This is a genomic window from Oceanobacillus locisalsi (assembly GCF_042675985.1).
Taxonomy (GTDB): Bacteria; Bacillota; Bacilli; order Bacillales; family Amphibacillaceae; genus Oceanobacillus; species Oceanobacillus locisalsi.
This window is the reverse complement of sequence record NZ_JBHTKK010000009.1, coordinates 107,997-132,802: the sequence shown is the minus strand read 5'-3', so window position 1 is coordinate 132,802 and position 24,806 is coordinate 107,997. Positions and strand designations below refer to the sequence as shown.

The 24,806-nt window shown below is 39.0% G+C and carries 27 protein-coding genes, 6 tRNA genes and 1 riboswitch; of the genes, 27 read left to right on the top strand and 6 right to left on the bottom strand.

Annotated elements, in window-relative coordinates; all coding sequences use genetic code 11:
- Nucleotides 1-308 precede the first annotated feature (308 nt).
- The 9 genes from ACFQ19_RS09520 to ACFQ19_RS09480 all read left to right on the top strand — a co-directional run bounded on the left by ACFQ19_RS09520 (nt 309) and on the right by ACFQ19_RS09480 (nt 5,485).
- A tRNA-Asn gene (locus ACFQ19_RS09520) sits at nt 309-383 on the top strand.
- Between the two features lies 1 nt (nt 384).
- A tRNA-Met gene (locus tag ACFQ19_RS09515) sits at nt 385-461 on the top strand.
- A gap of 30 nt (nt 462-491) precedes the next feature.
- Nucleotides 492-567 (top strand) — tRNA-His (locus tag ACFQ19_RS09510).
- Nucleotides 568-581: 14 nt separating this feature from the next.
- Nucleotides 582-658 (top strand) — tRNA-Ile (locus ACFQ19_RS09505).
- Nucleotides 659-669: 11 nt separating this feature from the next.
- Nucleotides 670-762 (top strand) — tRNA-Ser (locus tag ACFQ19_RS09500).
- A gap of 32 nt (nt 763-794) precedes the next feature.
- A tRNA-Phe gene (locus tag ACFQ19_RS09495) sits at nt 795-867 on the top strand.
- 330 nt (nt 868-1,197) lie between these two features.
- Entirely contained in the window at nt 1,198-1,809 is a 612-nt protein-coding gene (locus tag ACFQ19_RS09490; RefSeq protein ID WP_379591839.1) for a superoxide dismutase, read from the top strand.
- 101 nt (nt 1,810-1,910) lie between these two features.
- Entirely contained in the window at nt 1,911-3,188 is a 1,278-nt protein-coding gene (locus ACFQ19_RS09485; protein WP_379591838.1) for an MFS transporter, read from the top strand.
- 164 nt (nt 3,189-3,352) lie between these two features.
- A complete protein-coding gene (locus ACFQ19_RS09480; RefSeq protein WP_379591837.1) occupies nt 3,353-5,485 on the top strand; it encodes a peptidoglycan D,D-transpeptidase FtsI family protein in 2,133 nt (710 codons plus the stop codon).
- Between the two features lie 83 nt (nt 5,486-5,568).
- Here ACFQ19_RS09480 and ACFQ19_RS09475 read toward each other — a convergent pair whose 3' ends face one another.
- Both ACFQ19_RS09475 and ACFQ19_RS09470 read right to left on the bottom strand, forming a co-directional pair.
- Entirely contained in the window at nt 5,569-6,177 is a 609-nt protein-coding gene (locus tag ACFQ19_RS09475; protein WP_379591836.1) for a hypothetical protein, read from the bottom strand.
- A gap of 12 nt (nt 6,178-6,189) precedes the next feature.
- Complete coding sequence (locus ACFQ19_RS09470) at nt 6,190-6,420, bottom strand: hypothetical protein (protein ID WP_379591835.1); 231 nt, start codon at nt 6,418-6,420, stop codon at nt 6,190-6,192.
- Nucleotides 6,421-6,913: 493 nt separating this feature from the next.
- On the opposite strand from ACFQ19_RS09470, the gene rpmG reads away from it, so the two are divergent.
- The 8 genes from rpmG (at nt 6,914) to ACFQ19_RS09430 (ending at nt 14,670) form a co-directional block, all read left to right on the top strand.
- Nucleotides 6,914-7,063, top strand: a complete 150-nt coding sequence (gene rpmG / locus ACFQ19_RS09465) for a 50S ribosomal protein L33 (RefSeq protein ID WP_379591834.1) — start codon at nt 6,914-6,916, stop codon at nt 7,061-7,063.
- Nucleotides 7,064-7,138: 75 nt separating this feature from the next.
- Nucleotides 7,139-7,708, top strand: coding sequence for a 5-formyltetrahydrofolate cyclo-ligase (locus tag ACFQ19_RS09460; protein ID WP_379591833.1), 570 nt, complete (start codon nt 7,139-7,141; stop codon nt 7,706-7,708).
- 83 nt (nt 7,709-7,791) lie between these two features.
- Nucleotides 7,792-7,959, top strand: a complete 168-nt coding sequence (locus tag ACFQ19_RS09455; RefSeq protein ID WP_379591832.1) for a hypothetical protein — start codon at nt 7,792-7,794, stop codon at nt 7,957-7,959.
- Nucleotides 7,960-8,118: 159 nt separating this feature from the next.
- Entirely contained in the window at nt 8,119-9,666 is a 1,548-nt protein-coding gene (locus tag ACFQ19_RS09450) for a rhomboid family intramembrane serine protease (protein WP_379591831.1), read from the top strand.
- A 153-nt stretch (nt 9,667-9,819) separates the two neighbouring features.
- On the top strand, nt 9,820-11,277 hold the full coding sequence (locus ACFQ19_RS09445) for a spore germination protein (RefSeq protein ID WP_379591830.1): 1,458 nt from the start codon (nt 9,820-9,822) through the stop codon (nt 11,275-11,277).
- Nucleotides 11,278-11,344: 67 nt separating this feature from the next.
- A complete protein-coding gene (locus ACFQ19_RS09440) occupies nt 11,345-11,557 on the top strand; it encodes a YqgQ family protein (protein ID WP_379591829.1) in 213 nt (70 codons plus the stop codon).
- On the top strand, nt 11,550-12,512 hold the full coding sequence (locus ACFQ19_RS09435) for an ROK family glucokinase (RefSeq protein WP_379591828.1): 963 nt from the start codon (nt 11,550-11,552) through the stop codon (nt 12,510-12,512). Before ACFQ19_RS09440 ends, ACFQ19_RS09435 begins: the two co-directional genes overlap by 8 nt.
- Before the next feature lie 217 nt (nt 12,513-12,729).
- On the top strand, nt 12,730-14,670 hold the full coding sequence (locus ACFQ19_RS09430) for an LTA synthase family protein (protein ID WP_379591827.1): 1,941 nt from the start codon (nt 12,730-12,732) through the stop codon (nt 14,668-14,670).
- A 102-nt stretch (nt 14,671-14,772) separates the two neighbouring features.
- On the opposite strand, the gene ACFQ19_RS09425 is transcribed toward ACFQ19_RS09430, so the two are convergent.
- Nucleotides 14,773-14,967, bottom strand: a complete 195-nt coding sequence (locus ACFQ19_RS09425; RefSeq protein WP_379591826.1) for a YqzE family protein — start codon at nt 14,965-14,967, stop codon at nt 14,773-14,775.
- Between the two features lie 200 nt (nt 14,968-15,167).
- On the opposite strand from ACFQ19_RS09425, the gene comGA reads away from it, so the two are divergent.
- From comGA to ACFQ19_RS09385, 8 genes are all read left to right on the top strand, one after another.
- A complete protein-coding gene (gene comGA / locus ACFQ19_RS09420) occupies nt 15,168-16,163 on the top strand; it encodes a competence type IV pilus ATPase ComGA (RefSeq protein ID WP_379591825.1) in 996 nt (331 codons plus the stop codon).
- On the top strand, nt 16,135-17,175 hold the full coding sequence (locus tag ACFQ19_RS09415) for a type II secretion system F family protein (protein WP_379591824.1): 1,041 nt from the start codon (nt 16,135-16,137) through the stop codon (nt 17,173-17,175). The genes comGA and ACFQ19_RS09415 overlap by 29 nt, the downstream gene beginning before the upstream one ends.
- A gap of 13 nt (nt 17,176-17,188) precedes the next feature.
- Nucleotides 17,189-17,494, top strand: coding sequence for a competence type IV pilus major pilin ComGC (gene comGC / locus ACFQ19_RS09410; RefSeq protein ID WP_379591823.1), 306 nt, complete (start codon nt 17,189-17,191; stop codon nt 17,492-17,494).
- The gene (comGD, locus tag ACFQ19_RS09405; RefSeq protein ID WP_379591822.1) at nt 17,481-17,912 is read left to right on the top strand and encodes a competence type IV pilus minor pilin ComGD; all 432 of its coding nucleotides are present in this window, start codon (nt 17,481-17,483) and stop codon (nt 17,910-17,912) included. The genes comGC and comGD overlap by 14 nt, the downstream gene beginning before the upstream one ends.
- Nucleotides 17,896-18,234 carry a hypothetical protein gene (locus ACFQ19_RS09400; protein ID WP_379591821.1) on the top strand — a complete coding sequence of 113 codons (339 nt, stop codon included), beginning with the start codon at nt 17,896-17,898 and terminating at the stop codon, nt 18,232-18,234. The genes comGD and ACFQ19_RS09400 overlap by 17 nt, the downstream gene beginning before the upstream one ends.
- A complete protein-coding gene (comGF, locus tag ACFQ19_RS09395; protein ID WP_379591820.1) occupies nt 18,185-18,652 on the top strand; it encodes a competence type IV pilus minor pilin ComGF in 468 nt (155 codons plus the stop codon). The genes ACFQ19_RS09400 and comGF overlap by 50 nt, the downstream gene beginning before the upstream one ends.
- Complete coding sequence (locus ACFQ19_RS09390) at nt 18,624-18,992, top strand: hypothetical protein (protein ID WP_379591819.1); 369 nt, start codon at nt 18,624-18,626, stop codon at nt 18,990-18,992. Before comGF ends, ACFQ19_RS09390 begins: the two co-directional genes overlap by 29 nt.
- Nucleotides 18,993-19,173: 181 nt before the next feature.
- Entirely contained in the window at nt 19,174-19,416 is a 243-nt protein-coding gene (locus ACFQ19_RS09385; RefSeq protein WP_379591818.1) for a DUF2626 domain-containing protein, read from the top strand.
- Nucleotides 19,417-19,768: 352 nt separating this feature from the next.
- Here the strand turns inward: ACFQ19_RS09385 and ACFQ19_RS09380 are convergent, their stop codons facing one another.
- Entirely contained in the window at nt 19,769-20,398 is a 630-nt protein-coding gene (locus ACFQ19_RS09380; RefSeq protein WP_379591817.1) for an MBL fold metallo-hydrolase, read from the bottom strand.
- Between the two features lie 143 nt (nt 20,399-20,541).
- Between ACFQ19_RS09380 and ACFQ19_RS09375 the strand changes: the two genes are divergently transcribed.
- Nucleotides 20,542-20,715: a DUF2759 family protein gene (locus ACFQ19_RS09375; RefSeq protein ID WP_379591816.1), complete on the top strand. Its 174-nt coding sequence runs from the start codon at nt 20,542-20,544 to the stop codon at nt 20,713-20,715.
- An 88-nt stretch (nt 20,716-20,803) separates the two neighbouring features.
- Here the strand turns inward: ACFQ19_RS09375 and ACFQ19_RS09370 are convergent, their stop codons facing one another.
- Both ACFQ19_RS09370 and ACFQ19_RS09365 read right to left on the bottom strand, forming a co-directional pair.
- Nucleotides 20,804-21,589 (bottom strand): YqhG family protein, encoded by a 786-nt coding sequence (locus ACFQ19_RS09370; RefSeq protein ID WP_379591815.1) that lies wholly within the window; start codon nt 21,587-21,589, stop codon nt 20,804-20,806.
- Entirely contained in the window at nt 21,573-23,237 is a 1,665-nt protein-coding gene (locus ACFQ19_RS09365) for a DEAD/DEAH box helicase (RefSeq protein ID WP_379591814.1), read from the bottom strand. Before ACFQ19_RS09365 ends, ACFQ19_RS09370 begins: the two co-directional genes overlap by 17 nt.
- Before the next feature lie 163 nt (nt 23,238-23,400).
- Nucleotides 23,401-23,490: riboswitch (glycine riboswitch) on the top strand.
- 192 nt (nt 23,491-23,682) lie between these two features.
- On the opposite strand from ACFQ19_RS09365, the gene gcvT reads away from it, so the two are divergent.
- On the top strand, nt 23,683-24,795 hold the full coding sequence (gcvT, locus tag ACFQ19_RS09360; RefSeq protein ID WP_379591813.1) for a glycine cleavage system aminomethyltransferase GcvT: 1,113 nt from the start codon (nt 23,683-23,685) through the stop codon (nt 24,793-24,795).
- Nucleotides 24,796-24,806: the final 11 nt, after the last annotated feature.

Here is a 24,806-nt window from a genome sequence, read left to right as displayed (position 1 = left end):
CCCCTAGGAAAGCAAAACGGTCCGCCGTAGCGGTGGCTACCCTTAAAACTTAATTTGTCTACCATAAATTTTGGTGAAGAGCTCTGAAAATATATTATTTTTATTTGGTGGCTGTGAATAGTAACTTATAAAAAGACATGTGAATAAATTTTTAAAAGTTTTTGTTGAAATATGTTATATTACGTGCTATTATAATTCTTGCAGTCAACTTCTGATAAACATTTTTGCAACTCCGCAAAATAAATTGTTGACATAGCGGATAGAACATGATAAATTATATTTTGTTGTTATTTAAAAATTAACTTTATTCCACAGTAGCTCAGTGGTAGAGCTATCGGCTGTTAACCGATCGGTCGTAGGTTCGAATCCTACCTGTGGAGCCATGGCGGCGTAGCTCAGCTGGCGAGAGCGTACGGTTCATACCCGTAAGGTCGGGGGTTCGATCCCCTCCGCCGCTACCAAAATATACATATATTGTTTGCTATTTCATGGCGGTCGTGGCGAAGTGGTTAACGCACCGGATTGTGGCTCCGGCATCCGTGGGTTCGATCCCCACCGGTCGCCCCATTATAATAGTAAAAGGACCCTTAGCTCAGTTGGTCAGAGCTATCGGCTCATAACCGATCGGTCGCAGGTTCGAGTCCTGCAGGGTCCACCATTAGTTTATCCGGAGGTATACCCAAGTCCGGCTGAAGGGATCGGTCTTGAAAACCGAGAGGCGGGTCAAACCGCGCGGGGGTTCGAATCCCTCTACCTCCTCCATACATATTTTTGCTAGAAAACTTCATATTTGTGGCTTGGTAGCTCAGTCGGTAGAGCAGAGGACTGAAAATCCTTGTGTCGGCGGTTCGATTCCGTCCCGAGCCATCTTACTAAAAAAACAAGCTTTGTGCTTGTTTTTTTAGTTTATTTTCTTCTGTAAAAGTGAAAACAAGTAATGGACATGTTTATCAGAATGATGCAGTATAAAACTTTCTGGAAGCGTAAGAAATGAAAGAAAAAAACTACGAAAAAAATTGCCGCAGGAAAAAATGTTGCGTTCATGCAACCTTGATATAAAGGAAATCTGTTGTATGTTCATTTTGTAAAAATATAATAGCGTCTATCAATGCAAAATATTTGCAAGAAATGTCTCCCTTTGATAACGTTATAATTGTAGACCTTAAAAACATCATTTTTTTAGAGGAGGAGTTATACATGGCAAAATTTGAATTACCAGAACTACCTTATGCATATGATGCATTGGAACCAACGATTGATAAGGAAACGATGAATATTCACCATACGAAGCATCACAACACCTACGTTACAAAATTAAATGATGCATTAGAAGGACATGAAGATCTGCAAAATAAAACAGTAGAAGAGTTGGTAAGAGACTTAAATGAAGTTCCTGAAAGCATCCGTACTGCTGTACGCAACAACGGTGGCGGACATGCTAACCACAGCTTTTTCTGGAAAACGTTGTCACCTAATGGCGGCGGCGAACCATCCGGTGAGTTAGCAGATAAAATCAACAGCAAATATGGTTCTTTCGACAATTTTAAAGATGAATTTGCTACTGCTGCAGCAGGACGTTTTGGTTCAGGCTGGGCATGGCTCGTATTAAACAATGGAGAGCTTGAAATTACAAGTACACCAAACCAGGATTCTCCATTAACAGATGGCAAAACACCACTATTAGGATTAGATGTATGGGAGCATGCATACTATCTTAAATACCAAAACAGACGCCCGGAATATATTTCAGCATTCTGGAATGTAGTAAATTGGGATCAAGTAGCAAGCAACTACGAAGCTGCTAAATAATATGTTTTCTGAAGAGCTTGCAGATAACTTTATGTTTTTGCAAGCTTTTTGTATAGATACGGCTCCTTCGCTAAAAATAAAAGCAGAAGGAGTCGTTTTTTATGCAATTACATCAGAAATACAGAAGATATAATCAGCAAAAAGATGAATATAGAGACTTATGGATGCTTCTGCTGATCGGAGCTTTGTATGCAGCAGGTATCTTTTTGTCCAATACATTTGTCAATGTCTACCTATGGAAGCAGTCAGAAGACTTTTTTGTGATTGCGAATTATCATTTGGCAAGTTATGTATTCCAAGCACTTTCCTTTATTTATGCTGGAAAATTATCGAAACGAATCGACCGCATGATTATATTGCGGATCGGTATTCTCTTTTTATGCCTTTTTTTCTTATTCGTACTTTGGATTGGAGAGCTGGCAGCATATTATAATTTTATTCTTGGCTGTTTATTGGGGATTGGATACGGCTTTTTCTGGCTGGCGTATTATGTACTGACTTTTGAAATAACAGAGCCAGATACCAGAGACTGGTTCAATGGCATCTCCGGTACTCTGACATCATTTGCCGGAATGATCGGTCCTTTACTTGCCGGATGGATGATTTCAAAAATGACAGATGATATTGGTTATACAGCTATTTTTATCATCTCTTTAAGTTTATTTATTGCCGCTATTATCGTCAGTTTTTTTATAATACGAAAAGGCAGCAGAGGAAGTTTTGCTTTAGCTGCTGTTATTGAAGAAAGAAAGAAAAATAAAAATTGGCAGCGTATTTTACATGCTCACTTTTTTCAAGGACTGAGAGAGGGGATTTATGGTTTTTATATTACCATCTGGATATTCCTTGTGACGAACAGTGAACTGACTTTAGGGATTTTTAATTTATTTCTTTCCGGACTATCCATTATTTTTTATTTTGTTGCGTTAAAATGGATTAAGCCGGCCTTACGGAAAAAAGCTATCTTATTCGGGGGCATCCTGTTGTTCGCTTCCATATTTATCATTATTTTTGAGATGAGCTTGTTCTGGCTGATTGTATACGCAATAATTATCGGTATTGCGTTTCCTATTTTAACTGTACCGTATCAATCCCTTACCTACGATGTTATCGGCAGAGCACGAATGGTAAGTGAGAGAAGAGTGGAATATATTGTTGTGCGCGAAATTTATTTGAATCTGGGCAGGATTGCTTCGGTTGCTGCGTTTATATTTGGTATGTTTCTTTTCCCGCATGACAGAATTATACCTGCATTACTCATTATATTCGGAGCAGGTCACGCATTTATTTATTTTTGTGTCCGGAATATTTTTATCGGACCGACAAAAAAAGAAAAAATCGCCTTAAAAGAAGATTTTACAGACGAAAAAAGTCGGTAATTGTGGTAAAATCAAACAGTGGTCTTCCTACAATGAAATGAGATTGAACATTATCATTGAGGTGTTTAAAAAGATGCAAATAAATGATTTATTGCTTATACTTTTAGAAGCACCGTACAATAAAATGTTATGGAAGTTTAAAAAAGATGCGAAGGAGGAGAAAAGTGGTAGATAAGAAAAAAAAGAAAAAACGGGCCCAGCTTCCTGTTCGTATGAATATTCTTTTCTTTGCCATCTTCTTATTATTTTCTGCACTGATACTCCAACTAGGTGTTGTGCAAATTTTAAATGGGGAATCATATCAGGGTGAAATAGAGCGAACAAACTTAGATACGACCAGTGTACCTGTGCCGCGGGGGAAGATTTATGATACAAATGGGGAATTAATTGTAGATAATGAAGCGATGTATTCCATTACGTATACACCTCCCAAAGATGTCCAGGCGGATGATCGTCTGGAAGTAGCGGAAACATTGGCACAATACATTGATATGAGTGATGACCAATATATTGATCGAATTACCGACAGAGACAGGCGGGAATATTACTTATTGCTGCATGAAGAAGAAATTAATGAGCGAGTAGAGGAAGAACTTAATACAGAAGAGATGGATAATGCTGACGTGTATGCTGCTACACTGGAATTAATTACGGATGATGAGATTGCTGATTTTTCCAATGATGAATTAGAAATTATAGCTATAAAAAAAGAATTGGATAAAGCATATGCATTAACTCCTCAAGTCGTAAAAAATGAAGATGTGTCCGCAGAGGAATATGCAGCAGTAGCAGAAAATCTGGATAAATTGCCTGGAGTTAATGCCACAACGGATTGGAATCGGATTTATCCGAATGGAGATACATTAACCAGTATATTAGGCAGTATCTCAAGCCAAGAGGAAGGGATTCCTGCAGAAGATATGAGTGCCTACCTGACAAAAGGGTACAGTCGGAATGATCGTGTCGGCCGGAGCGGGATTGAAGAGCAATATGAAGATTTTCTGAGAGGGCGTAAGGAACAAATTCAATATACTACACGTCCGAACGGGTCGATTGTCGATTCAGAGACGATTGTAGAAGGAGAACGGGGAAAAGATCTGGTGTTAACAACCGACTTGGATCTCCAGCAAGAAGTGGATGATATATTATTAGATGAATTTCAATCCATGAAGTCGAGCAGCCCTCACGCTAATCGATTTGCAACAAACGCCTTTGCAGTGGTTATGGATCCGCAAACCGGGGAACTGTTGTCTATGTCTGGATTAAATTATGATAGAGAGAATGACGAATACAATGATGCTGCTTTTATGGCGCTGTCAAGCGCGTTTGAACCGGGTTCCAGCATTAAAGGTGCAACGGTTCTGTCAGGTTACGACTCCGGCGTTATCTCGCCGGGAGATACATTCTATGATGCGCCGTTGCGATTGGCCGGAGGAGAAGTAAAAAGCTCTGTTGGCGGTTCCATGGGAACGGTGGATGATTTAACAGCGCTGGAGAGATCTTCCAACGTGTATATGTTCTATGTTGCCTTGCGTCTGGGCGGTGATTATCGTCACAGACTGCCGGATAATGCCAGTATAGGTATTGATAGAGCGGAGACTTTAGAGACCTTCCAAAACTATTTCAATCAATTTGGTTTAGGTGCATCCACCGGCGTTGATTATCCGTATGAAAGCACCGGCGTAAGAGGCGGGGTTCCGGATAATCCCGGTAATATCCTTGACTTTGCGATTGGACAGTATGATACGTATACCACCTTACAGTTGGCACAGTATGTTTCAACAATTGCCAATGACGGATATCGCGTTCAGCCGCATTTCTTAAAAGAAGCGCATGATCCGATTGCTTCGTTAGATGAATTGGGGCCGCTGTATTATTCCAAAAATACGAGCGTGATGAATCGGATTGACATGACAAATGATCAAATCAGCCGTGTCCAGGAAGGGTTCCGCCGGGTTTATGAGGGAAATCAAGGAACAGCAAGTGATTATTTTCAAAATAAGTCTTACAATCCCGCCGGTAAAACAGGTACAGCACAGACAGCTTGGTACGAAGACGGAGAAGAGATTGAAAAACTCAATAATCTGACGTTAGTCGGTTATGCGCCATATGATGATCCAGAAGTTGCCTTTGCGGTTGTTGTGCCGTATACGGGAATAAGTGAAGGAAATGGTATCAACTATAAAATTGGCGAACGTATTTTGGATACGTATTTTGAAATAAAAGAAGATCATGATGAAGAAGCAGAAGACGAATCTTCAGAGGATGATTCTTCCGAGGAAAGTGAAAATGAATAAAAAAACTTCCACTCAAATTGGGTGGAAGTTTTTTGTTATTCTGTTATATAAAAATGAGCTGTTCCAGATAGAACAGCTCATTTTTAGTCCTCGGAATACGTTGTAATGATATCGCTAATTTCGCTGAAAGACATATCGCTGTCGATTTCATAGGTGCCAGGTATGACACTGCCGCTTAAATCATTATCTTCCAAGTATTCATTAAAGTCCCATGCATCATCAATAATCCCTTCATCTTCTAAAGCATTACTGATTGTTGAAGGCGGCGCGTCGTCTTCCAGAGTGATTTCTGCTTCAACGACATCGGAATCTTCGGATGATGCGTCATCTTCATTTCCTTCTGTATCATTTTCTTCATTTCCATTGCTATCTTCATCATTACTGTTCTCTTCATTGTTGCTATTTTCATCGTTATTGTCTTCATCATCAGCAGAATCATCATTTGTGTCTGATTCATCGCCGTTTTCTGCATCAGAATCAGCCTCTTCAGCATCTTCTTGGTCAACGCTGTATGCAATATATTCGTCCTGGGTCAATACAGCATATCCTTGATTTTCCAAAACGGAAATCAACTCTTCAGGTTCTGTATCTTCCAGGTTTCCGGAAGATGAATTACCAAATAGGTAGATAGCGAGAAGCAAGATACCGCTGGTCAGCAAACCGATAGCAAACGCTCTTACATGTTGTTTCATGGTAATACTCCTCTAATCATTATTTTTAGGCTGAGACGACGTGGTGTCATCAGATATATTTTGAGGTAATAATTCTTCTTCTAACACAGATACTTTTTTCTTCAGCTGATATGTATCTTGCATCGTTGTAATGGATAATTGTTCGAGTTGGCTTTCTACTTCTTCAAGTCGGTCATTAATAAAAAATGATAGAATAAATAGAGCAATTCCAATAATAACAACTGCCAAAATGGCATATAACATTCTTGATTCCCTCCCTTTAGACACATCCTTTTTCCGTATCATTTATAGTTATACCATAAAATAAAGCAAGTGACTATGCTAAAATCATGAGAAATCTGTTACAGCAATTGCTTTTAATTGCTTTTTATCCGGATAGAAAGCAATCTATAATAGATTGAAATAAAGATATAGGACGACCGCTGCGACGGAAAGCGGAGAGGTTGGCCGGAGCGGGAGCTATACAGCCTATCCTGTTCAAAAATAACTGAAACGGCAAGGTTTATATGCTTATTCACAGGTGCGAAAGTTAAGTTAGATAAATTAAAAAGATAGATTGAATAATTCAACTTTTATATTTACCTGATAAAGAAACAGAGGCTAAGTTCGCGATGTCATGGGACTGCGATAAAAAGTTTTATAAAACATTCTTGATAAATTGGAGAAACTTTGATACTATAATAAAAGTCTGTACAGTTATGTAAAAAGGCAAGTTGAAAAGTTTGGAGGGATAAATATGCGCGTAAATATAACGTTAGCTTGCACGGAAACAGGAGATCGTAACTATATTTCTACAAAAAACAAACGTAAAAACCCTGAGCGTATTGAGCTTATGAAATACTCACCACGTCTTCAAAAACACACTCTACACCGTGAAACTAAATAAGCAAACGTAACAAGCTCTTATCTGATATTATGAGATAAGAGCTTGTTATTTTTTATCAAAAGAGGTGAAGCAAAGATGCCGGAAAAAAAGAAAATGCGTCAGAAAATGTTAGAATATTTAAATGGACTTTCTGAATATGAACGGAAAATGACGGGAGAAAAATTACAGCAGCAATTATTTACAAATCCGCTGTTTCAACAAGCAGCGACGATCGGAATCACCATTTCAACCATTACAGAATGGGATACATATCACATTATTGAAAAAGCCCTGAAAGCAGGGAAAACAATCGCTTCCCCCAAATGCATGGTGAAAACAAGAGAGATGCAATACTACACGTGGCACGAAACAAATCAAATCCAGGATGGCTATGCAGGAATAAAAGAACCTATTCCGGACAAAACACGCCCTATTTTGTATCAGGATATTGATTTATTGCTTGTTCCCGGGATTGTTTTTGACAAGGAGGGATACCGAATCGGCTATGGCGGAGGGTATTATGACAGGATGTTGATGGAATACCGGGGAAATACGATATCTCTTTGCAGTGAAAAACAAATGGTGGATTGTATTCCAAGAGAAAATCATGATTTGCCTGTAGCTCGCTTGATAACAGAAGACCGTGTAATAAAAACAGGTGCATAAAGAAAAGGGTGCATAAGAATCGCTGCTTCGTTGACAATAAAGGATGTAACATCCATCGATTGCCGAGGAAGGGAGAGAAAAATATGCGAATGTTTCTTATGTTAGCTATGATCGCATCTGTTATGTTCGTTATAGTGACATGGAGATATAAAATATTGAACTATTTATTAAATTGGAAACCGGGAAGAAAGTATTTGGTGCCGTTCGTTGGAAATATGCTGATACGAAAACAGAAAAAAGAAGCGGTGTAATCCATAACCATTCTCCTCTTGGTTTTGAAATCAACTTCCTTCTTTCACTGAGAAAGAAACATTGGTTACAGGCGCAAGATATGACGCTGCTTGGATCCAAGCCCATAGTTGCGCCTGATCAGGAAGATTTGGTATGCTTCAGGAAGGGGAGGATGAGTTATGGACATACATACGTTATACAGGGCATATGAACTGGTAAACGAATTAACACATCAAGGATTTCGAATTATTGGTGGCGACTACCAAAAGGATGAAGTCTGGTTGGAACGGAAAGCAAATCGGAAATCTGCGATTATCCGTGTGAAACCGCAGACGTTTGATTGGTCCAATCAACTGCGCCAGGATGCACAGGCTGCATATCAGCAAATGCAACGTATAAGACAGGCAATTGCAAGTCCGAATGCGGCCTTTTATTCCATATACATAGCAGGGGAGCAGCCAGTTGATGATTGGGAAGACGTCAAACATCCGAAAGGGGAAGGGACAAAGAAATCCCCCAAGATGCACATATATTACCTTGCAGAAGAGAATAAGACGGAAGAAATAACACAGTTAAATCATGATTTGCAGCTTTCATTGTCAACAGACAACGAAAGAGATATGGCAGATACGGAAAAAGAAACCGCAGCAAATCATATGAAACATACGTTGTTTCAAGAAATACAGGAAGAACAGGAGCAGCGAAAGAAAATATTTTCATTTTCTTCCCCATTGTTTACATATATATTAATTGCTTTAAATGTACTCATCTTTATTTTTCAAAACACCAGTGGAGACATAGAAAACACACAGCATTTAATTGATATGGGAGCAAATTATAACCTCCTTGTCATGGAAGGAGAGTGGTGGAGATTTTTCACATCCATGTTCTTGCATCTTCACTTCCTGCATTTGATTATGAACATGATTGCTTTATTTTATCTTGGTACGGCAATTGAGCAGATATTTGGAAGAACCCGGTTCCTGCTTATATATTTTCTTGGCGGTTTAGCAGGTTCAATCGCAAGTTTTGCTTTTTCTGTCAATATATCAGCCGGAGCATCCGGTGCGATATTTGCTTTATTTGGCGCACTTCTATTATTTGGCCTTATTTATAAGGAAATATTCCTTAAGACAATGGGCATGAATATTATTCTGATCTTAGGAATCAATTTACTGCTCGGGTTCAGTTCACCTGAAATAGATATGGGAGCACATCTCGGCGGTTTAGCGGGCGGATTTTTAGTTGCTGCAGCTGTCTATGTTCCGCAGAAGAAAAACCAAAAAAATCAACTGTTTGCATTTATTGGTTTTATTATCCTCAGTATTGGATTATTCATTTATGGCTGGTCTTTCAATTCGTCCTCGCCGGAGATTAAATTAATGGAAGCAGAAACCCAATTAGAGGAAGACAATTTCAGTGAAGTGATTTCCATTACAACGGAGACGCTTGACGAAACAGATGATCAGGCGTTAATTCCATATTTGCTGTTTCACCGTTCTTATGCTTATATTCAGGAAGAGGACTATGCCAAAGCAACGGAGGACCTGGAAGAAGCGATTCAATATGAGGAAAAAATTCCGGAAATGTATAATAACCTGGCGATTTTGTATGAAGAACAGGGCGCAGGTGATGTAGAAATCGAGGCTATCATTGATGAAGGGTTAGAACAGTTTCCAGATAATGACCAATTAAACGATTTGAAAAATGAAATACAATCATATTGACGAGAGGATCAGGCTGAAAAGAGAGCAAGACAGCCTGGTTTTTTTCTGCGATAAATTATCAAGCAGCGCTTTGCATAAGAATACACCAGAGCATGTATAGTTTTCACCTGACGATATAAACTATCTACATCCTATAATGTTTAAGGTGATAAAATGGCCAATCAAATGAAAAAAGTAGCACCGGAACTTGAAACCAATGTTTCTTATTTGAAATCCTATTTAGGAGTAGATAAAAGCTTCGACTTGATTTATTTAGATTTAAACTATGCTGATAAAGATATGGCTATGTTTATGATTGATGGTTTTGTGAAAGATGAAGTCATGATATTTATTATGCAGTCGTTTCAAAAACTTCAACCAAATGAGCTGAATACAGATACACTAAGAAAATTACTGAGAAGAGATATTCCTTATATTGAAGTAGAAGAAATGAAAGAAATGGACAAAATAGTTGATTTCATCCTTTCCGGTGCAACGGTTTTATTTGTCGATGAATTGGATAAGGCGATTATCATTGATGCAAGGGAGTATCCGGCACGATCGCCCGAAGAACCCGATTTGGAAAGGGTGGTCAGAGGACCGCGGGACGGATTTGTAGAAACGCTGGTGTTCAATACGGCATTAACCAGGCGCAGGGTCAGAGACCGGTCGCTGCGAATGGAATTTACACAGGTAGGCAGGCGCTCCAAAACAGATGTGGTAGTCAGTTATATAGAAGATATAGCTGATCCGAAGCAGGTGAAAAATTTAAAAACAATGCTTGATGGCATCGATACAGACGGGCTTCCTATGGCTGAAAAGACAATTGAAGAATATTTCAGTGACCGCTATTGGAATCCATATCCCGCCGTACGTTATACAGAACGTCCGGATACCGCGGCTTCCCATCTGTTAGAAGGGCATATCATTCTGATAATTGACGGGACACCCAGCGTAATGATTACACAGACAACGTATTGGCAGCATTTGCAGCATGCAGAGGAATACCGGCAAAAACCGGCTGTTGGCGCTTACTTACGATTGGTCCGTTTCCTGGCCATTTTTCTCTCGCTGGTTCTTCTCCCGCTTTATTATTTATTTTCCGTACAACCTGAGCTCCTGCCTGCCGCATATGCTTTTATCGGACCGGAAGATTTTGGCGTTATTCCGTTATTGGTGCAATTTTTAATTGTTGAATTTGGGCTGGATGTCTTAAGGATGGCGTCTATTCATACTCCGTCTGCACTTGGAACAGCGCTTGGTTTGGTAGCTGCCATTATGATTGGGGAAGTTTCTGTGGAAGTCGGCTGGTTTTCGCATGAGGTCGTTTTATACATTGCCACGGCAGCTATTGGTTCTTACGCAACACCGAGCTATGAATTAGGAATGGCGAATCGTCTTGTCCGTTTATTTTTACTATTTTCGACCGCTTTATTTGGAGTGAGCGGCTATGTAATCGGTGTAACTATCTGGCTTTTGTTTCTAATAAAAATGAAAACCTTGCATACCCCTTATTTCTGGCCATTGGTTCCATTTTCATGGAAGAACATGCGTGACACATTCATCCGGTTCCCGCTGCCCGAAAGACATCTTCGTCCACCTATATTAAAACCGAAAGACCCAGACCGTTAATTTGGTCTGGGTCTTATTCTCATTTCCCATTTGCATGACGTTTTGGTATAATATTTTTGGTGATAGTATGCAAAATATACATGATATACGAAAGTTGCTGATGCAATTCGGCACATTGGTTTATACCAAAGACCGATTGGGCGACTTAGAATTAATGAGGATGGAAATAAATGAACTGTATGAATGGAAGTTAATTGATGGGCAACAATTTCAGCAAGCCGTATTACTTTTAAAAAAAGAAATGAGAGAATACGAGAAAGGAACCGATGTAAATGAATGAATTGTTAGCAGGCGCAGATATTGGCGGAACCACAGTGAAAATTGGCTTTATTTCGAATGATGGAACGATTCAGGATAAATGGGAAATACCAACTGATTTAACAAATAATGGAGAAAATATCCTGCCCGATATTTGGGCGAGCATTGCATCAAAATTACAAACACCACCGTTTGAAAACTATTCTATAAAAGGAATTGGCGTTGGAGCTCCGGGTTTTGTCGATACTCATACCGGTGTCATTGCGGAAGCTGTTAACATCGGATGGAAAGACGTTCATTTAGCGGAAGAATTAGAAAAGCTGGCGAATGTTCCTGTTTATGTTGAAAATGATGCGAATATTGCGGTTTTAGGAGAGAATTGGGTTGGTGCAGGGAATCAATCCAGAAATTTAATAGCTATTACATTAGGCACGGGCGTCGGCGGCGGAATCATTGCCAATGGAACCATTCTTAACGGCGCCAATGGTATGGCAGGGGAAATCGGTCATATTGAAGTGCTGGAAAATGGTCATTTATGTAATTGCGGTAAAAGAGGCTGTTTAGAAACGATTGCGTCAGCGACGGGAATTGTCAGGCAAGGAATGGAAAAAGTACAAGCAAACCCGGATTCGCTTTTGGCGAAAGTATTTCAAACGGAGGGAAATCTTACCACTCAGCATATTTTTGAATTGGCAAAGCAGGGGGACCCGGTCTCTAAGGAAATTATAGACTATACCATTGATGTTTTGGGTAAAACATTGTCAAATATGTCAATGATTATCAATCCTTCCAATATTTTGATAGGCGGCGGTGTTTCCAATGCAGGAGATTATTTGATAGAAGCAGTAACCAACGCGTTCAGAAAGCATGCTTTACCAAGGATCAGCGAGGTTTGTACCATTAAAGTTTGCCAGCTCGGGAATGATGCTGGTATTATTGGTGGAGCATATTTAGTACATGAAAAAATAAGTGATTGATTTTCAGACTTGATTTTTTCAGATTATCTACTAAAATAGTAATTTATGAACGGGTCATAAAATAAAATGATTTAATGTGAAACCTTTCTCTTGCAAAATCGTATGAATAAGATGTAAAATTCTTTAATTGTAGGTTTACATTAGCTAATAAAATGGGAAGTAATATGTTAAAGAACAAATTCGTATTCCTGTTTTTATCAATTAGGAGAGGATATAAATGAAACAATTAAAAAAGCCAAAAAAGATACCGCTGTATGTCATTGCGGCATTATTACTTGGCCTGAAAACGTATATTGTCTATCGCTTTGTATTTAATGTGGAACTTGATAACTCCATGCAGGAATTAATTTTGTTTATTAACCCGTTTGTGTCAGCATTTTTAATTCTGGCATTAGGAGTCTGGTTTAAAAAGTCTTCCAGACAAATGAAATATATTCGGTATGCAATGCTGGCAATGACCCTGATTGTTTGGGCGAATCTGGTATTCTACCGACAGTTCACAGACTTCATCACCATCCCGCAATTATTTATGGGAAGCAATATGACAGATTTAGGATCCAGTATTTTGACTTTAATTGAGCCATGGGATCTGTTCATATTTGCAGATGTTGCGATTGTCTGGTATGTAAGTAAGAAATTTGAAGGTAATTTATCTGTACTGTATCCAAGAAGCGGCAAAGTCGGTGTACTGGCTTTTTCATTAGTTTTACTAGCAGGGAACTTTTTCCTTGCAGAAATGGAAAGACCACAGCTGTTCACCCGTGGTTTTGACCGCGAATATTTAGTGAAAAATATTGGCTTGCTAAATTATCATGTGTACGATGTTATTATACACTCTAAAAATGAATCACAACGTGTATTTGCAGACGGTAATGAAATTCCTGAAATCCAGGATTTTATACAAGAAAATGTCGATCACGAGCGCAGTGAAGAGATGAATGGCGTTGCTGAAGGTAAAAATGTCATTTTCATTAACGCTGAATCACTGCAGCACTTTGCAATGGACAGTGAAGTGAATGGAGAAGAAGTGACACCATTCTTGGATGACTTAGCACAAGATGAAGACACGTACTACTTTGACAATTTCTATGAACAGACAGGTCAAGGGAATACGTCTGATTCGGAGTTTTTAGTTGAAAATTCCATGTACCCGTTATCTCGTGGTGCAGTGTTCTTTACACATGGAGGAAATGATTATCATTCATTCCCGGAAATGATTGAAGATAAGGGCTATACGTCAACTGTATTGCATTCGAATAATAAAAGCTTCTGGAATCGGGAGCAAATGTACAACAGTATGAACATTGACGAATTCAAAGGGGAAGAATCTTATGATGTATCTCCAGAAAACTCTGTTGGATGGGGGTTGAAGGATAAACCGTACTTTGAACAGTCTATTCCGCTTTTAGAAGAGCAGGAAGAGCCGTTCTATACTAAAATGATTACACTGACAAACCACTTTCCATTTGAATTGGATGAGGAAGATGCAACGATTGATAAATTTGATTCTAATTCCAATACGTTAAATAATTATATTCCGACAGTACGTTATATGGATGAGTCCATTGAACAATTCTTTGACGATCTGAAGGATTCCGGTATGTATGAAGACTCTGTTATCGTAATTATGGGAGACCATATTGGAATTAGTGAAAACCATAATAACGCCATGGCTCAATTCCTGGATAAGGATGAAATAACACCTTACGACCAGGTTCAGCTGCAGCGTGTTCCATTATTTATTCACATTCCGGGAGATGGTAATGGAGAACAAATTGATAAAATTAGCGGCCAAATTGATTTGAAACCGACTATGTTAAACATGCTTGGTATTGAATCGGATGAGGATATTTATTTCGGTAACGACTTATTCAGTGATGATAGAAAAGATTATATCGCACTGCGAAATGGCGATTTTATCACGGATGATTATGTAAGCACTGCTGGTGCTTGTTATGACCGGGAAACAGGAGAACCGATGGATCAGGTCATTGAAGAAGAGACCAATTCAGAGGAAGAAGCAAGTGAAAAATCGGAAGAAGTACAAAATACTTGTGAAGCCGTTCAGGATCAAGTAGATACCGAACTTTCTTATTCTGATGCGCTTATTTACGGCGATTTATTCCGGTTTATTGACTTTGGAGAGGAAGAAGAATAAAAAGCAAACGATGCAGGCGTGTTCGCCTGTATCGTTTTTTTACGTGTGCCAGGAAATGATTGAATCGTTTGCTTGTGTATAACTTTTTAGTAAACAGCCAATTTAGTTTCGGCTGTTTTTTCTTTTGCGATACCAGGACTGAACCGAAAACGGAATTACTCCCAGCCATTTGTTGCTATACAATTGATGGGACGATTGTTTCTTTTTTTGTTTGCGTTCTTTTTTTTCTTCAGATGATAAGTTCATGTATTTTATCGTTTCTTCTGTTAAAAAACGAATATAATCATTGCTTTTCATAGTGATACAACGCTCCTTTAAAAATGACTTTATATTCTTCCTTCAGACAGCAGAAGTACATTTCTGACGTTCATGCTTATATCTCTAGTTTAAACAACCTGAAAAAAATATATTCTTTTTTTAAAAAAAGAAGGATAATCTAAAAAGGTGTCGAATCTTATAGAGTATGTCAGAAATATTTGTTTAGAGGAGGTGAGCAAATGAATCATGTCACAAAATTATCTGACGACCTCTTTCAGTCAGCTGCAGAACAGCAAGCATCCGATATCCACTTCTATCCCTATGAGAAAGAGACCGAAATTTACTTTCGTGTTCACGGAAAACGGACCTTTATCCGGACAATCCTGACAAAACAATACCAACTTTTGAGAACGTATTTTAAATTCAGTGCCAATATGGATATTGGAGAAAGCAGAAAACCCCAGGCAGGAATTATGAGCTGGCGTTTTGGAAAAAAAGAATATGCGCTTCGTATTTCTACACTTCCCCATCATCTGCACGAGACGATTGCTATCCGGATTCTTCCTCAAAATGAGACATTACCGCTGGATTATTTATTTCTTTTTCCCAATCAAATACAGCAAATGCGAAAATGGATGAACCATGAAGCCGGGCTTATCTTGGTAACCGGGGCAACCGGAAGCGGGAAATCTTCTACCCTGTATTCTTTATTAGAAATGAAAATGAAGGAAACCCCTTGCCAAATTATATCTTTGGAAGATCCTATCGAGCGGAAAATAAAACAAATTTTACAAGTACAAATAAATGAGAATGCAGGTATTTCCTATCAAACGGGATTAAAAGCAGCTTTACGTCATGATCCGGATATTCTGATGGTCGGGGAGATTCGAGATAAAGAAACCGCACAGTTTGCTGTAGAAGCAGCTCTGACAGGTCATCTTGTGTTGAGTACACTGCATGCAAAAAATGCCGTCGGAACCATTTTCCGCTTGAAAGAAATGGGCATCAAAACAGCGGATTTGCATCAGATTCTTATTGGGGTAGGAGCACTGCGGCTAATTCCAATTACTAGAAAGAATAAACGGCAGCGGAGTGCCATCGGAGAACTAATCGAAGGGGTTCATTTGTCGGAAGCAATTGAAGGCACCCTGCAAAACTTGCCGGAAAAACAGCAATTCAAAAATTTACAAAGAAAGGCATATGCTTATGGCTTTAGCGAAACGATTTCTCCGTGATAAACAAAAGATATCCATTTCCGTGCAGCTGCAATTTCTACACGTACTGCAACGCATGCTTTCAAGAGGCCTCACACTGATCCATTCTTTAGACACCATGAAATATTACGGGGAGCTGGAACATATTTCTGAGCGCATTTTAAAGAGCTTGGAAGCAGGAGAACATTTGGATGAGGCGCTAGATAAAGCAGGCTTTCATCATTCCGTTGTTTCTTATCTTTTTGTTGTACGGGAAAAATCAAATATGCACGAACGAATTGAACATTGCTATCAATTATTCCAGCAACGTGTGCAATACGTCCGTAAATTTCAGCAAACCGTACGTTATCCGCTGATATTATTGTTGATTTTCAGCGCACTGCTATTTTTCATTTACTCGTATGTCATCCCATCTTTCGAGCAGCTTTTGTTTGGAGAACTCCCGGTGTTGCTTCAAGTCGTTATTATACTTTCCTCCTGGCTTGGATACGTTATCCTGATTCTGCTTCTTTTCTTTATCACAGGTACACTGACTTGGCTTTTTGTACGAAAAAATGTCTCTTTAGAAACTAAAATGAAATGGTATAAAAACTTCCCTCTATATCGTTCTTATCTGAGGAAACAAACATCCTTCCACTTTGCTGCTTTATACAGTTCTCTTTTACAGACTGGTATGCCCATGAAAGAAATTTTAAATTATATGTCCAAGCAGTCAAAGCTTCCGATTATTTCTTATTATGCCAAACAAATGCAATTAGAATATTATAAAGGGCGGTCCATTCATGGTCTTTTAACCACCATGACATTTTTAGAAAGTCATCTGACAGATATTTTATCTTCTAATATGGATGCGAAAAGCTTATCTAAAGACTTAGCGATTTTTGCCGACGTTTCTATCGATACGATGTATCAGCGGCTTCAAAAAAGAATTGTCTATATCCAGCCAGTTTTTTTCTCCATCATTGGAGCGTTTATCATATTTATCTATATTAGTTTAATGTCGCCGATGTTTGAATTAATGAATACGATGTAAAGGGGTTAGTAATATGTTGAAAAATCAGAAAGGTTTTACATTGATTGAGATGCTTATCGTTTTAATGGTTATCTCTGTCATTATGATTTTAATTATACCGAATCTGGGCAAGAAAACAGGGGACGTGCATTCAAAAGGCTGTGAAGCGTTAATTTCTGTCGTTCAAGCCCAAACAGATGCTTATCATATTGATACGGGGAATTTACCCTCCAGCGTGAACCAGCTTGTAAGCGCGGATTATATTACCGAAGATCAAACAACATGCTCCGACGGTAATAGCCTTTCTATTTCTAACGGTGTGGTAAATGCCTCGAACTGAACAAGGATTTACGTTAATCGAAACCTTATTTGCGTTATCCATATTAGCTGTGATGCTTTTACTCGTTCCGAAATTACAGGTGGAACAAACAGACAAACTGGAGCTTAAGCAATTTCTTGATACGTTGGAAATGGACGTGCTCTATTTACAGAATACAGCGAGTACGCAGAGGATAGATACACCTTATGTTTTAAAATTCCATCCGGATACCTACAGTATCACACTTAATCGCACCACCATCATCACACGGGAATATCCGTCCCAATTTTCTTTGGAGACTTCTTATCCGAAAGATGTTGCATTTTATGTGAGAGGTGTGATAAAAAATCCGCAAACCATTTGGATAAGCCTGGAAGGGGAACCGTACCAGATTGTATTTCCATTGGGGAAAGGCCGATTTTATGTTGAAAAACGATAAAGGATTTACCTTATTTGAAACCCTGATTGCTTCGCTGCTTCTATTCTCCATGCTTACCATGCTTTTGCCTCTTCTTTCCCTCCTTGCGAAAGAACAGTATGATTCCGTTGAAAGAGTCCATATAACAAATGAACTGCATGATGATTTGCAGGGGGCATTGATTGGAATAACGACTTATCCAAGCAACTATACTGTAACTCCTTACCGGGCTTCTGCAGCATTTTCTTTCAAACTGGAGGGGGAGTTTTTGAAAGGATGTGCAGAATGGACTAATGCCAAACAAAAAACAGAAACAAAATGTCTTTACGCCGTTTTGGAATAATCAGAATGGATTTACTCTGATTTCGATACTTGTCGCTTTCACAATTTTGGCATTAACGCTGCCTTTTGTGCATTATGCGCTGTCTACACTTTCCTTCAAGCAAACATATACAGAAGCCTTATCTGTGCAGCAATTTTTAATCCATTTACATGATGACGTCATTGCCTCTACTTCTGTTCATGTTGCTGATAACCAATTGCACGTCCGGTTTCTTGATCGAAATGACAATACAGAAAAGACAGCAACGTTCAGCCAGTATAATCGTTCTATACGAAGGCAGGTAAACAGACAGGGGCACGAAATATATCTTCATGATGTATCGGATGTTGTTTTTGAAGAACAGACAAATGCTATATTCTTAACAATTACCACAGAGTCAGGTGACGTATATGAAAAAACAATTTATAATGCTCCGTAATCAACAAGGCTTTTTATTATTGCATGTTGTCTGGGTTATCCTTATTGTCTTTCTGTCGATTCATTTTTTGGTTGATCAGTACCAGACTTCAAAAGAGATTGCTCATAATCAGTTAAACCATATTGAGATAGAAACACTTTCGCAAATGGCCTATCAGAAAGCACGTAAAGAAATAGATGAGGATGACATTTCTCCGTCATATCAAACTGATTATGTTTTTCCACAAGGGGAAGTGAAGATAGCATTCCGGGAAGAATTGGATGAAAATGTCTATATTCTCTTGTCTATTAAACCGAACGGTAATGATCATTTTTACCAGCTGAACAAACCATTTTTTTAATAATCTTTTAGTTGTTTTGCGCTGTGTAACTGCCTGTCCTATGTCACTAAATGACGTTTTTGTCATTGTTTTCAAATAAATAAATATTATTAGGGGACGATATTTATAAGAACCGTTTACAATCCTTTCGTGCTCATATATAATAACTATGAGAACGTTACCTATAAAGGAGGGGGAAGACATGGACCGCATGTTTCGTGTTCTTGCCTTTTGGACAGGTATTTTTACAGTAATGTTTTATGTAGGTGACATGCTGAATACTGCACTATTATTCCTGGTTCAAACGGCGTTTTTCCTTACAGTGAGTTACTTAAAGCTGTCTGAACGTATGTACATGTACTTATTTGGTGCATATTGTACGGTATTTATTGTGGGATATACCTGGTATTCAGAGTTTATCCTGGTACCTGGATTTGGACATTAAAAAAACAGCGGGAAAAAGACCATCTGTATATAAAACAGAAGGTCTTTTTTCATTGTCTAGGAAATTATAGAATTGCTTGTGGATAACTGGTTACAGATAAACGGCCACGTCCAGCTCCAAGCGCCAAACTTTAGAGATTTCACGTCACGCCCCGCGGGTGAAAGTCAACATCGACTCCTTACGTCGTCGTGTTCCCTTTATCTCAGGAAGTAAAGGAAGTTCGACCAAGATCGAACCACCCACAAAGACCGGGGGCGCAATCTCTACGTTTTTCGACGCACACGATGTGCTAGTGCAGGTGTTGCGACAAGGATGTCGCGTTCTTAGCCTGCAAGGGCGCTCTGCGCTTTTCTTATGCAGGAAAGAAAGGGTTGTTTTTCTTTTCATAATCGATCGTTGTTGCAGGACCATGGCCGGGGAGAATTGTTAAATCTGCCGGCAGCTGATACAGTTTTTCCTTTATGGAATGTTCCAGGGTGTCTATATCTCCTTCGATTAAGTCTGTTCTTCCAATACCTTGCTGGAATAATACATCTCCTGTGACAGCAAAATGGTCTTCCGGAAAAACAAAACTGATACTTCCCGGGGAATGTCCCGGCGTGTGCAAGGTATTTATGGAAAAGTTTTCGATATCCAATGTGCCTTCTTCCAACACTTTATCTGCCTCCAAAGCGGTGACGGTCTGTCCCGTCAGCTTAACGGATCCATTTAATTCGGGTTCACCCAGCCAGTCCCATTCGGCAGTATGAAGATAAACTGGTGCTTTCGTGTAATCCCGCACTTTATCCAATCCTCCGATATGGTCAAAGTGCGCATGTGTCAGCAAGATTGCTCGCACATTCAACTGATTGTTTTCGATAGCTTCGATGATTTTCTCGGGTTCACCGCCGGGGTCAATGATTAAAGCTTCTTTTTCTTCTTTTTTGTAAACGATATAGCAATTTGCCTGGACCATACCTACTGGCATCGCAATGATTTCCATATTCTTCACTCCATTCTTTTTATAATAACTCGACAAATACTAGGAAATACTATAAAATATAAATAGTTTAACGATAATTACATAGTAGGAAATACTGACATTTTACACAAGTTTCGTTACGTTGAAAAGGAGGAGATTTTCAGATGTACCATATTGTATTAGCTATTTTATTTTTAGTAGTTGCATTATTAGCGGTTTTATCTGTTGTTCGCCAGTTGAAGTATAAAAATATACTGGCACTGTTATTCTCTGCTCTCACTGCAGTTGTTTTTGGATTCTTTTCCGTTGCAACCCTTATCTCAGAAATTACAGGCTAACAAATACGTGTTTAAACTGCAGAAATATCCGGGCTTATTTGAATTCGTTCATCAGAATTCAGATAAGTCCGGATTTTCTTTGTTCTTCTTATTCCAACTGCCGGTTTGTTAAATAAAAAATGCCTCCATTAATCACTTGAAAAGTAATGGTTGGTTTGAATCGTTTCTCCAGAGCCTCTAGTTCTTCTACATATCGTGGATGATCAGGCTCATCTTCATAAAAATGCTTTAATGTTGTTTTCTCTGTTTCCAATTGTTTTATAGAAGCGGCAGCCCAAGCATTATCCTGATTTTGTACATGTTGCAATAATACATTCTGAATACGCAAAAACCCGCTTTGAGGCTGAATCATTGGCGTAAGCGTATAACAATAATCGGAGATGGTTCGATCGAGAGGGACCGCCTCCAGATAGTCCATCATGTTTGTAGACATATGTCCATGAAGTAACTGCAGACCGATCGAAAATATCTCATCCTTATGCTGGGCGCCACGGTAGCTGATTTTGATATTCGATACAAGCCAAGGGTACAAAGGGGTGTTATCTAAAGTGTGAACTTGTTCAAATAACCTTGTATAGCGTTCTTTGTCCATCAGTTTATTCATAATTTGATGGAGCCTCGGACTGCCGAAATGTATCCATTCTCCGGGTTCACTTGCTTTTTCTTTGTCTGTAATCAGACGAAGTACTTGAGGCTCTCCTTCTCGTCCTATTTTTTTAATGTAATGCCAATAGAAAGGGCGGTTCATCAATTCTTTATCCATTTCTTCAGTCAGTTGGATATGGATTTGGCCTTTCTCTTTCGAAAGGATTGTACAGTGTTTGGTTTCAAAATAATCGGTGAGAAAAGCTGATAAATCAATTTGCTGTTCCATCTTTATACTGCTCCTCATTTTGTATTTCCAAGTTTGCCTGCTCCATAACGGAAGCCAGGTTGTCGAGCTTAATGCGGACTTCTCCTGCTGAGGTGGATTCCTGATAAATCGATTCGATTTCTTTCTCCATACTGTCCACTTTTAACTCTGCTAAAATTGCGTCCAAATTACCAATCACATTTTCAAACAGATTTATTTTTTCATAAAGCATAGACAATACATGCTCCTCGATTGTCTGTTTGGTGACAATATTATAGATATGCACATCCGATTCCTGACCAAATCGGTGGATACGGCCAATCCGCTGTTCCAAACGCATCGGATTCCAAGGCAAATCATAATTAATCAGATGATGGCAAAATTGCAGGTTAATCCCTTCTCCGCCAGCTTCTGTAGCGATGAGCACTTGGGCATGGTCTTTAAATAATTGCTTCATCCAATCTTTTTTCCCTCTTTTAAATCCGCCGCGAAAAGGAACAGAAGAGATGCCGTGCTGCTGCAGATACCATTGTAAGTAGTACTGGGTGGCACGATATTCTGTAAAAACAATCACTTTTTCTCCATCCAGTGATTGAATCAGTTTGGTTAATTCCTCGGCTTTTGGATGATGCTCCAGCTGTTCAATCTGATGGATGACTTCTTGGATAGCTTCCTGATTTTCATGGCTGCCTAATTTTATGAGAGACGTAAAACAAGCTTCTCTGGAAGAACAGAACTCACGTAAATAAGTGATTTTCGCAAAGGATGCCATCCCAAAAGACAACGTCATTAATTGCTGGTAAACCTGCTGATAGTTATCAGGGAGGGATGTCCAGATTGTTTCAATGTTTCTTTTGGAATTGTTTAACGTTGTATCTTTTCTCGTATTACGAACCATCACCTGCTGTACAAGCTTCTTCAGATAAGGATCCTGTTCCATTTTTTTGCGATCCTTTCCGTATTTTTCTGTGAAACTTTTATAATTGCCTAAATGTCCAGGTTTTAAAAGACTGACAAGGTTAAATAATTCCAGCAGTTTATTCTGAACCGGGGTGGCTGTTAATAAGAGACAATACTTTTTCTTTAATTCCTGTACAAACTGATAGTTTTTTGTCTGCTCATTTTTTAATTTATGTGCTTCATCTACCAGAATGAAATCATAATCTAACGCTAAGATAGCTTCCCGGTGTGGGGAACGCTTAGCTGAATCAATAGAAGATATAATAATGGGATTGTCCTCCCAACTGTAATTTTTCCGGTAAGCAATAGCAGGAATGAAAAACTTTTCATTTAATTCCTTTTCCCACTGGTTAACGAGAGAAGCTGGAACAAGTATTAATGCCTTTTTAACCAGGCCTCTGACCATATATTCTTTTAAAACAAGACCGGCTTCAATTGTTTTTCCAAGGCCTACTTCATCTGCTAAAATGGCACGGCCGTGCATCGTTTCAATCACTTGTTCCGCAGCTTGTAATTGATGGTCTAAAATATCCAAATGAGACAAATATTCCAGTGCTTGCAATCCTTTGAAAGAAGGCCGTTTGATCACATTGGCAGCTTGATAAGCCATCCGGAAAAGTTCCCAATTGGTTAAACCATTTTCATCACGAAATGCTGCTTCCAAGTCCTTTATAAATTGATTGTCCTGACGAATTTGAATAGAATCCATATTTTCCATTCACATCCTTTCGGGTAAAATAAGGTTGCTTTCATTACTTTTCAGAAACGTTTATGATATAATTTTGTCAAATAGATTTTCCTGCTAACATATATATAGAATGGGATGTTATACATTCTTTAGTATAACCAACATGCATATATTCAATCAGCGGATGAGTACAAGGGGAGAGCTTACATGCTATGTAACGCCGAAGGAGCAAGTTAAGAGCGAATCTCTCAGGCAAAAAGACTCTTGTAGGACGCTACTCTGGAGAGTGTTTATAAGTTTTCGTGCTTATAAACCACCCACGAAGCAAGTATTCACATTTATCAGTCATGTGGATATGCAACTTTCTGGTTTGCGGACAGAGACTTCTTAAGTGTAGGAGTCTCTATTTTTGTGCAAAAAATCCATTTCTTTGTTTCACCACCAGATTTGAAAAGGAGAGAAGTCGATGAGTGAATTAAAGCGTACACCTATTTTCCCTGCTTATGAAAGGGTTGCCAAAACGATTGATTTCGGCGGATGGGATTTGCCGGTCCAGTTTTCAGGTATCAAGGAGGAGCACGAAGCGGTGCGGACAAAAGCCGGTCTGTTTGATGTATCGCATATGGGGGAGATTTTGGTAAGTGGATCAGAGAGCAGGCATTTTTTACAGACGGTATGCACAAATGATGTGACCAAGCTTGTACCAAATAAGGCACAATACACAATGATGTGCTATGAGGATGGCGGAACGGTCGATGATTTCATTGTCTATATGCTTGCAGAAAATGAATACTTGCTAGTTGTGAATGCAGCGAATACGGAAAAAGACTTTGCATGGCTGCAGGAACAAAATCATTTTTTCCATGCAGATGTCATTATAGAAAATAAAACGGAAAATTATGCGCAATTAGCATTGCAAGGGCCGAAAGCAGAGCAAATTTTACAAAAAGTTGTTGATGAACCGTTGCATACCATATCTTTCTTTCGTTTTAAAAAAGATGTCGTGATAGAAGGGATAAATGGAAAGGCTTTGATTTCAAGAACCGGTTATACAGGAGAGGACGGATTTGAAATTTATTTAAATTCCGAAAATGGTGAAGATTTGTGGCATCTTTTATTAGAAAAGGGAAATGAAGAAGGAATACAGCCGATTGGTTTGGGTGCAAGGGATACACTCCGGTTTGAAGCGAATCTTGCATTATATGGCCAAGAGTTATCAGCGGACATTTCGCCGTTGGAAGCAGGTTTAGGTTTTGCCGTGAAGCTGAATAAAGACACAGATTTTATTGGTAAAGATGCACTTGAACGACAAGCAAATAATGGAATGGAGAGACAGCTTGCTGGAATTGAAATGATTGATAAAGGAATTCCGAGACACGGGTATCCTGTATTTCATGGCGAGGATGAAATTGGTTTTATTACTTCCGGCACACAATCACCGACACTCAACAAAAATATTGGTTTAGCGCTGGTTCAATCCGCATTCGCAGAAATTGGAACAGAAGTGGAAATCCAAGTCCGCAAGCGGCGCTTAAAAGCGAAATTAGTCAAGACACCATTTTATCAGCGCAACAAATAAGGGGGAGAACA

Excerpts from the sequence above, each read along its gene's own strand:
- comGD (WP_379591822.1), top strand. The coding sequence starts at position 17,481 with ATGCCTCGAACTGAACAAGGATTTACGTTAATCGAAACCTTATTTGCG.
- ACFQ19_RS09365 (WP_379591814.1), bottom strand. The coding sequence starts at position 23,237 with ATGGATTCTATTCAAATTCGTCAGGACAATCAATTTATAAAGGACTTG.
- ACFQ19_RS09375 (WP_379591816.1), top strand. The coding sequence starts at position 20,542 with ATGTACCATATTGTATTAGCTATTTTATTTTTAGTAGTTGCATTATTA.
- ACFQ19_RS09400 (WP_379591821.1), top strand. The coding sequence starts at position 17,896 with ATGTTGAAAAACGATAAAGGATTTACCTTATTTGAAACCCTGATTGCT.
- comGC (WP_379591823.1), top strand. The coding sequence starts at position 17,189 with ATGTTGAAAAATCAGAAAGGTTTTACATTGATTGAGATGCTTATCGTT.
- ACFQ19_RS09425 (WP_379591826.1), bottom strand. The coding sequence starts at position 14,967 with ATGAAAAGCAATGATTATATTCGTTTTTTAACAGAAGAAACGATAAAA.
- ACFQ19_RS09430 (WP_379591827.1), top strand. The coding sequence starts at position 12,730 with ATGAAACAATTAAAAAAGCCAAAAAAGATACCGCTGTATGTCATTGCG.
- ACFQ19_RS09490 (WP_379591839.1), top strand. The coding sequence starts at position 1,198 with ATGGCAAAATTTGAATTACCAGAACTACCTTATGCATATGATGCATTG.
- ACFQ19_RS09470 (WP_379591835.1), bottom strand. The coding sequence starts at position 6,420 with ATGTTATATGCCATTTTGGCAGTTGTTATTATTGGAATTGCTCTATTT.
- ACFQ19_RS09385 (WP_379591818.1), top strand. The coding sequence starts at position 19,174 with ATGGACCGCATGTTTCGTGTTCTTGCCTTTTGGACAGGTATTTTTACA.
- rpmG (WP_379591834.1), top strand. The coding sequence starts at position 6,914 with ATGCGCGTAAATATAACGTTAGCTTGCACGGAAACAGGAGATCGTAAC.
- ACFQ19_RS09415 (WP_379591824.1), top strand. The coding sequence starts at position 16,135 with ATGGCTTTAGCGAAACGATTTCTCCGTGATAAACAAAAGATATCCATT.
- ACFQ19_RS09450 (WP_379591831.1), top strand. The coding sequence starts at position 8,119 with ATGGACATACATACGTTATACAGGGCATATGAACTGGTAAACGAATTA.
- ACFQ19_RS09380 (WP_379591817.1), bottom strand. The coding sequence starts at position 20,398 with ATGGAAATCATTGCGATGCCAGTAGGTATGGTCCAGGCAAATTGCTAT.
- comGA (WP_379591825.1), top strand. The coding sequence starts at position 15,168 with ATGAATCATGTCACAAAATTATCTGACGACCTCTTTCAGTCAGCTGCA.
- ACFQ19_RS09445 (WP_379591830.1), top strand. The coding sequence starts at position 9,820 with ATGGCCAATCAAATGAAAAAAGTAGCACCGGAACTTGAAACCAATGTT.
- ACFQ19_RS09435 (WP_379591828.1), top strand. The coding sequence starts at position 11,550 with ATGAATGAATTGTTAGCAGGCGCAGATATTGGCGGAACCACAGTGAAA.
- comGF (WP_379591820.1), top strand. The coding sequence starts at position 18,185 with ATGCCAAACAAAAAACAGAAACAAAATGTCTTTACGCCGTTTTGGAAT.
- ACFQ19_RS09485 (WP_379591838.1), top strand. The coding sequence starts at position 1,911 with ATGCAATTACATCAGAAATACAGAAGATATAATCAGCAAAAAGATGAA.
- ACFQ19_RS09390 (WP_379591819.1), top strand. The coding sequence starts at position 18,624 with ATGAAAAAACAATTTATAATGCTCCGTAATCAACAAGGCTTTTTATTA.
- ACFQ19_RS09460 (WP_379591833.1), top strand. The coding sequence starts at position 7,139 with ATGCCGGAAAAAAAGAAAATGCGTCAGAAAATGTTAGAATATTTAAAT.
- gcvT (WP_379591813.1), top strand. The coding sequence starts at position 23,683 with ATGAGTGAATTAAAGCGTACACCTATTTTCCCTGCTTATGAAAGGGTT.
- ACFQ19_RS09440 (WP_379591829.1), top strand. The coding sequence starts at position 11,345 with ATGCAAAATATACATGATATACGAAAGTTGCTGATGCAATTCGGCACA.
- ACFQ19_RS09455 (WP_379591832.1), top strand. The coding sequence starts at position 7,792 with ATGCGAATGTTTCTTATGTTAGCTATGATCGCATCTGTTATGTTCGTT.
- ACFQ19_RS09370 (WP_379591815.1), bottom strand. The coding sequence starts at position 21,589 with ATGGAACAGCAAATTGATTTATCAGCTTTTCTCACCGATTATTTTGAA.
- ACFQ19_RS09475 (WP_379591836.1), bottom strand. The coding sequence starts at position 6,177 with ATGAAACAACATGTAAGAGCGTTTGCTATCGGTTTGCTGACCAGCGGT.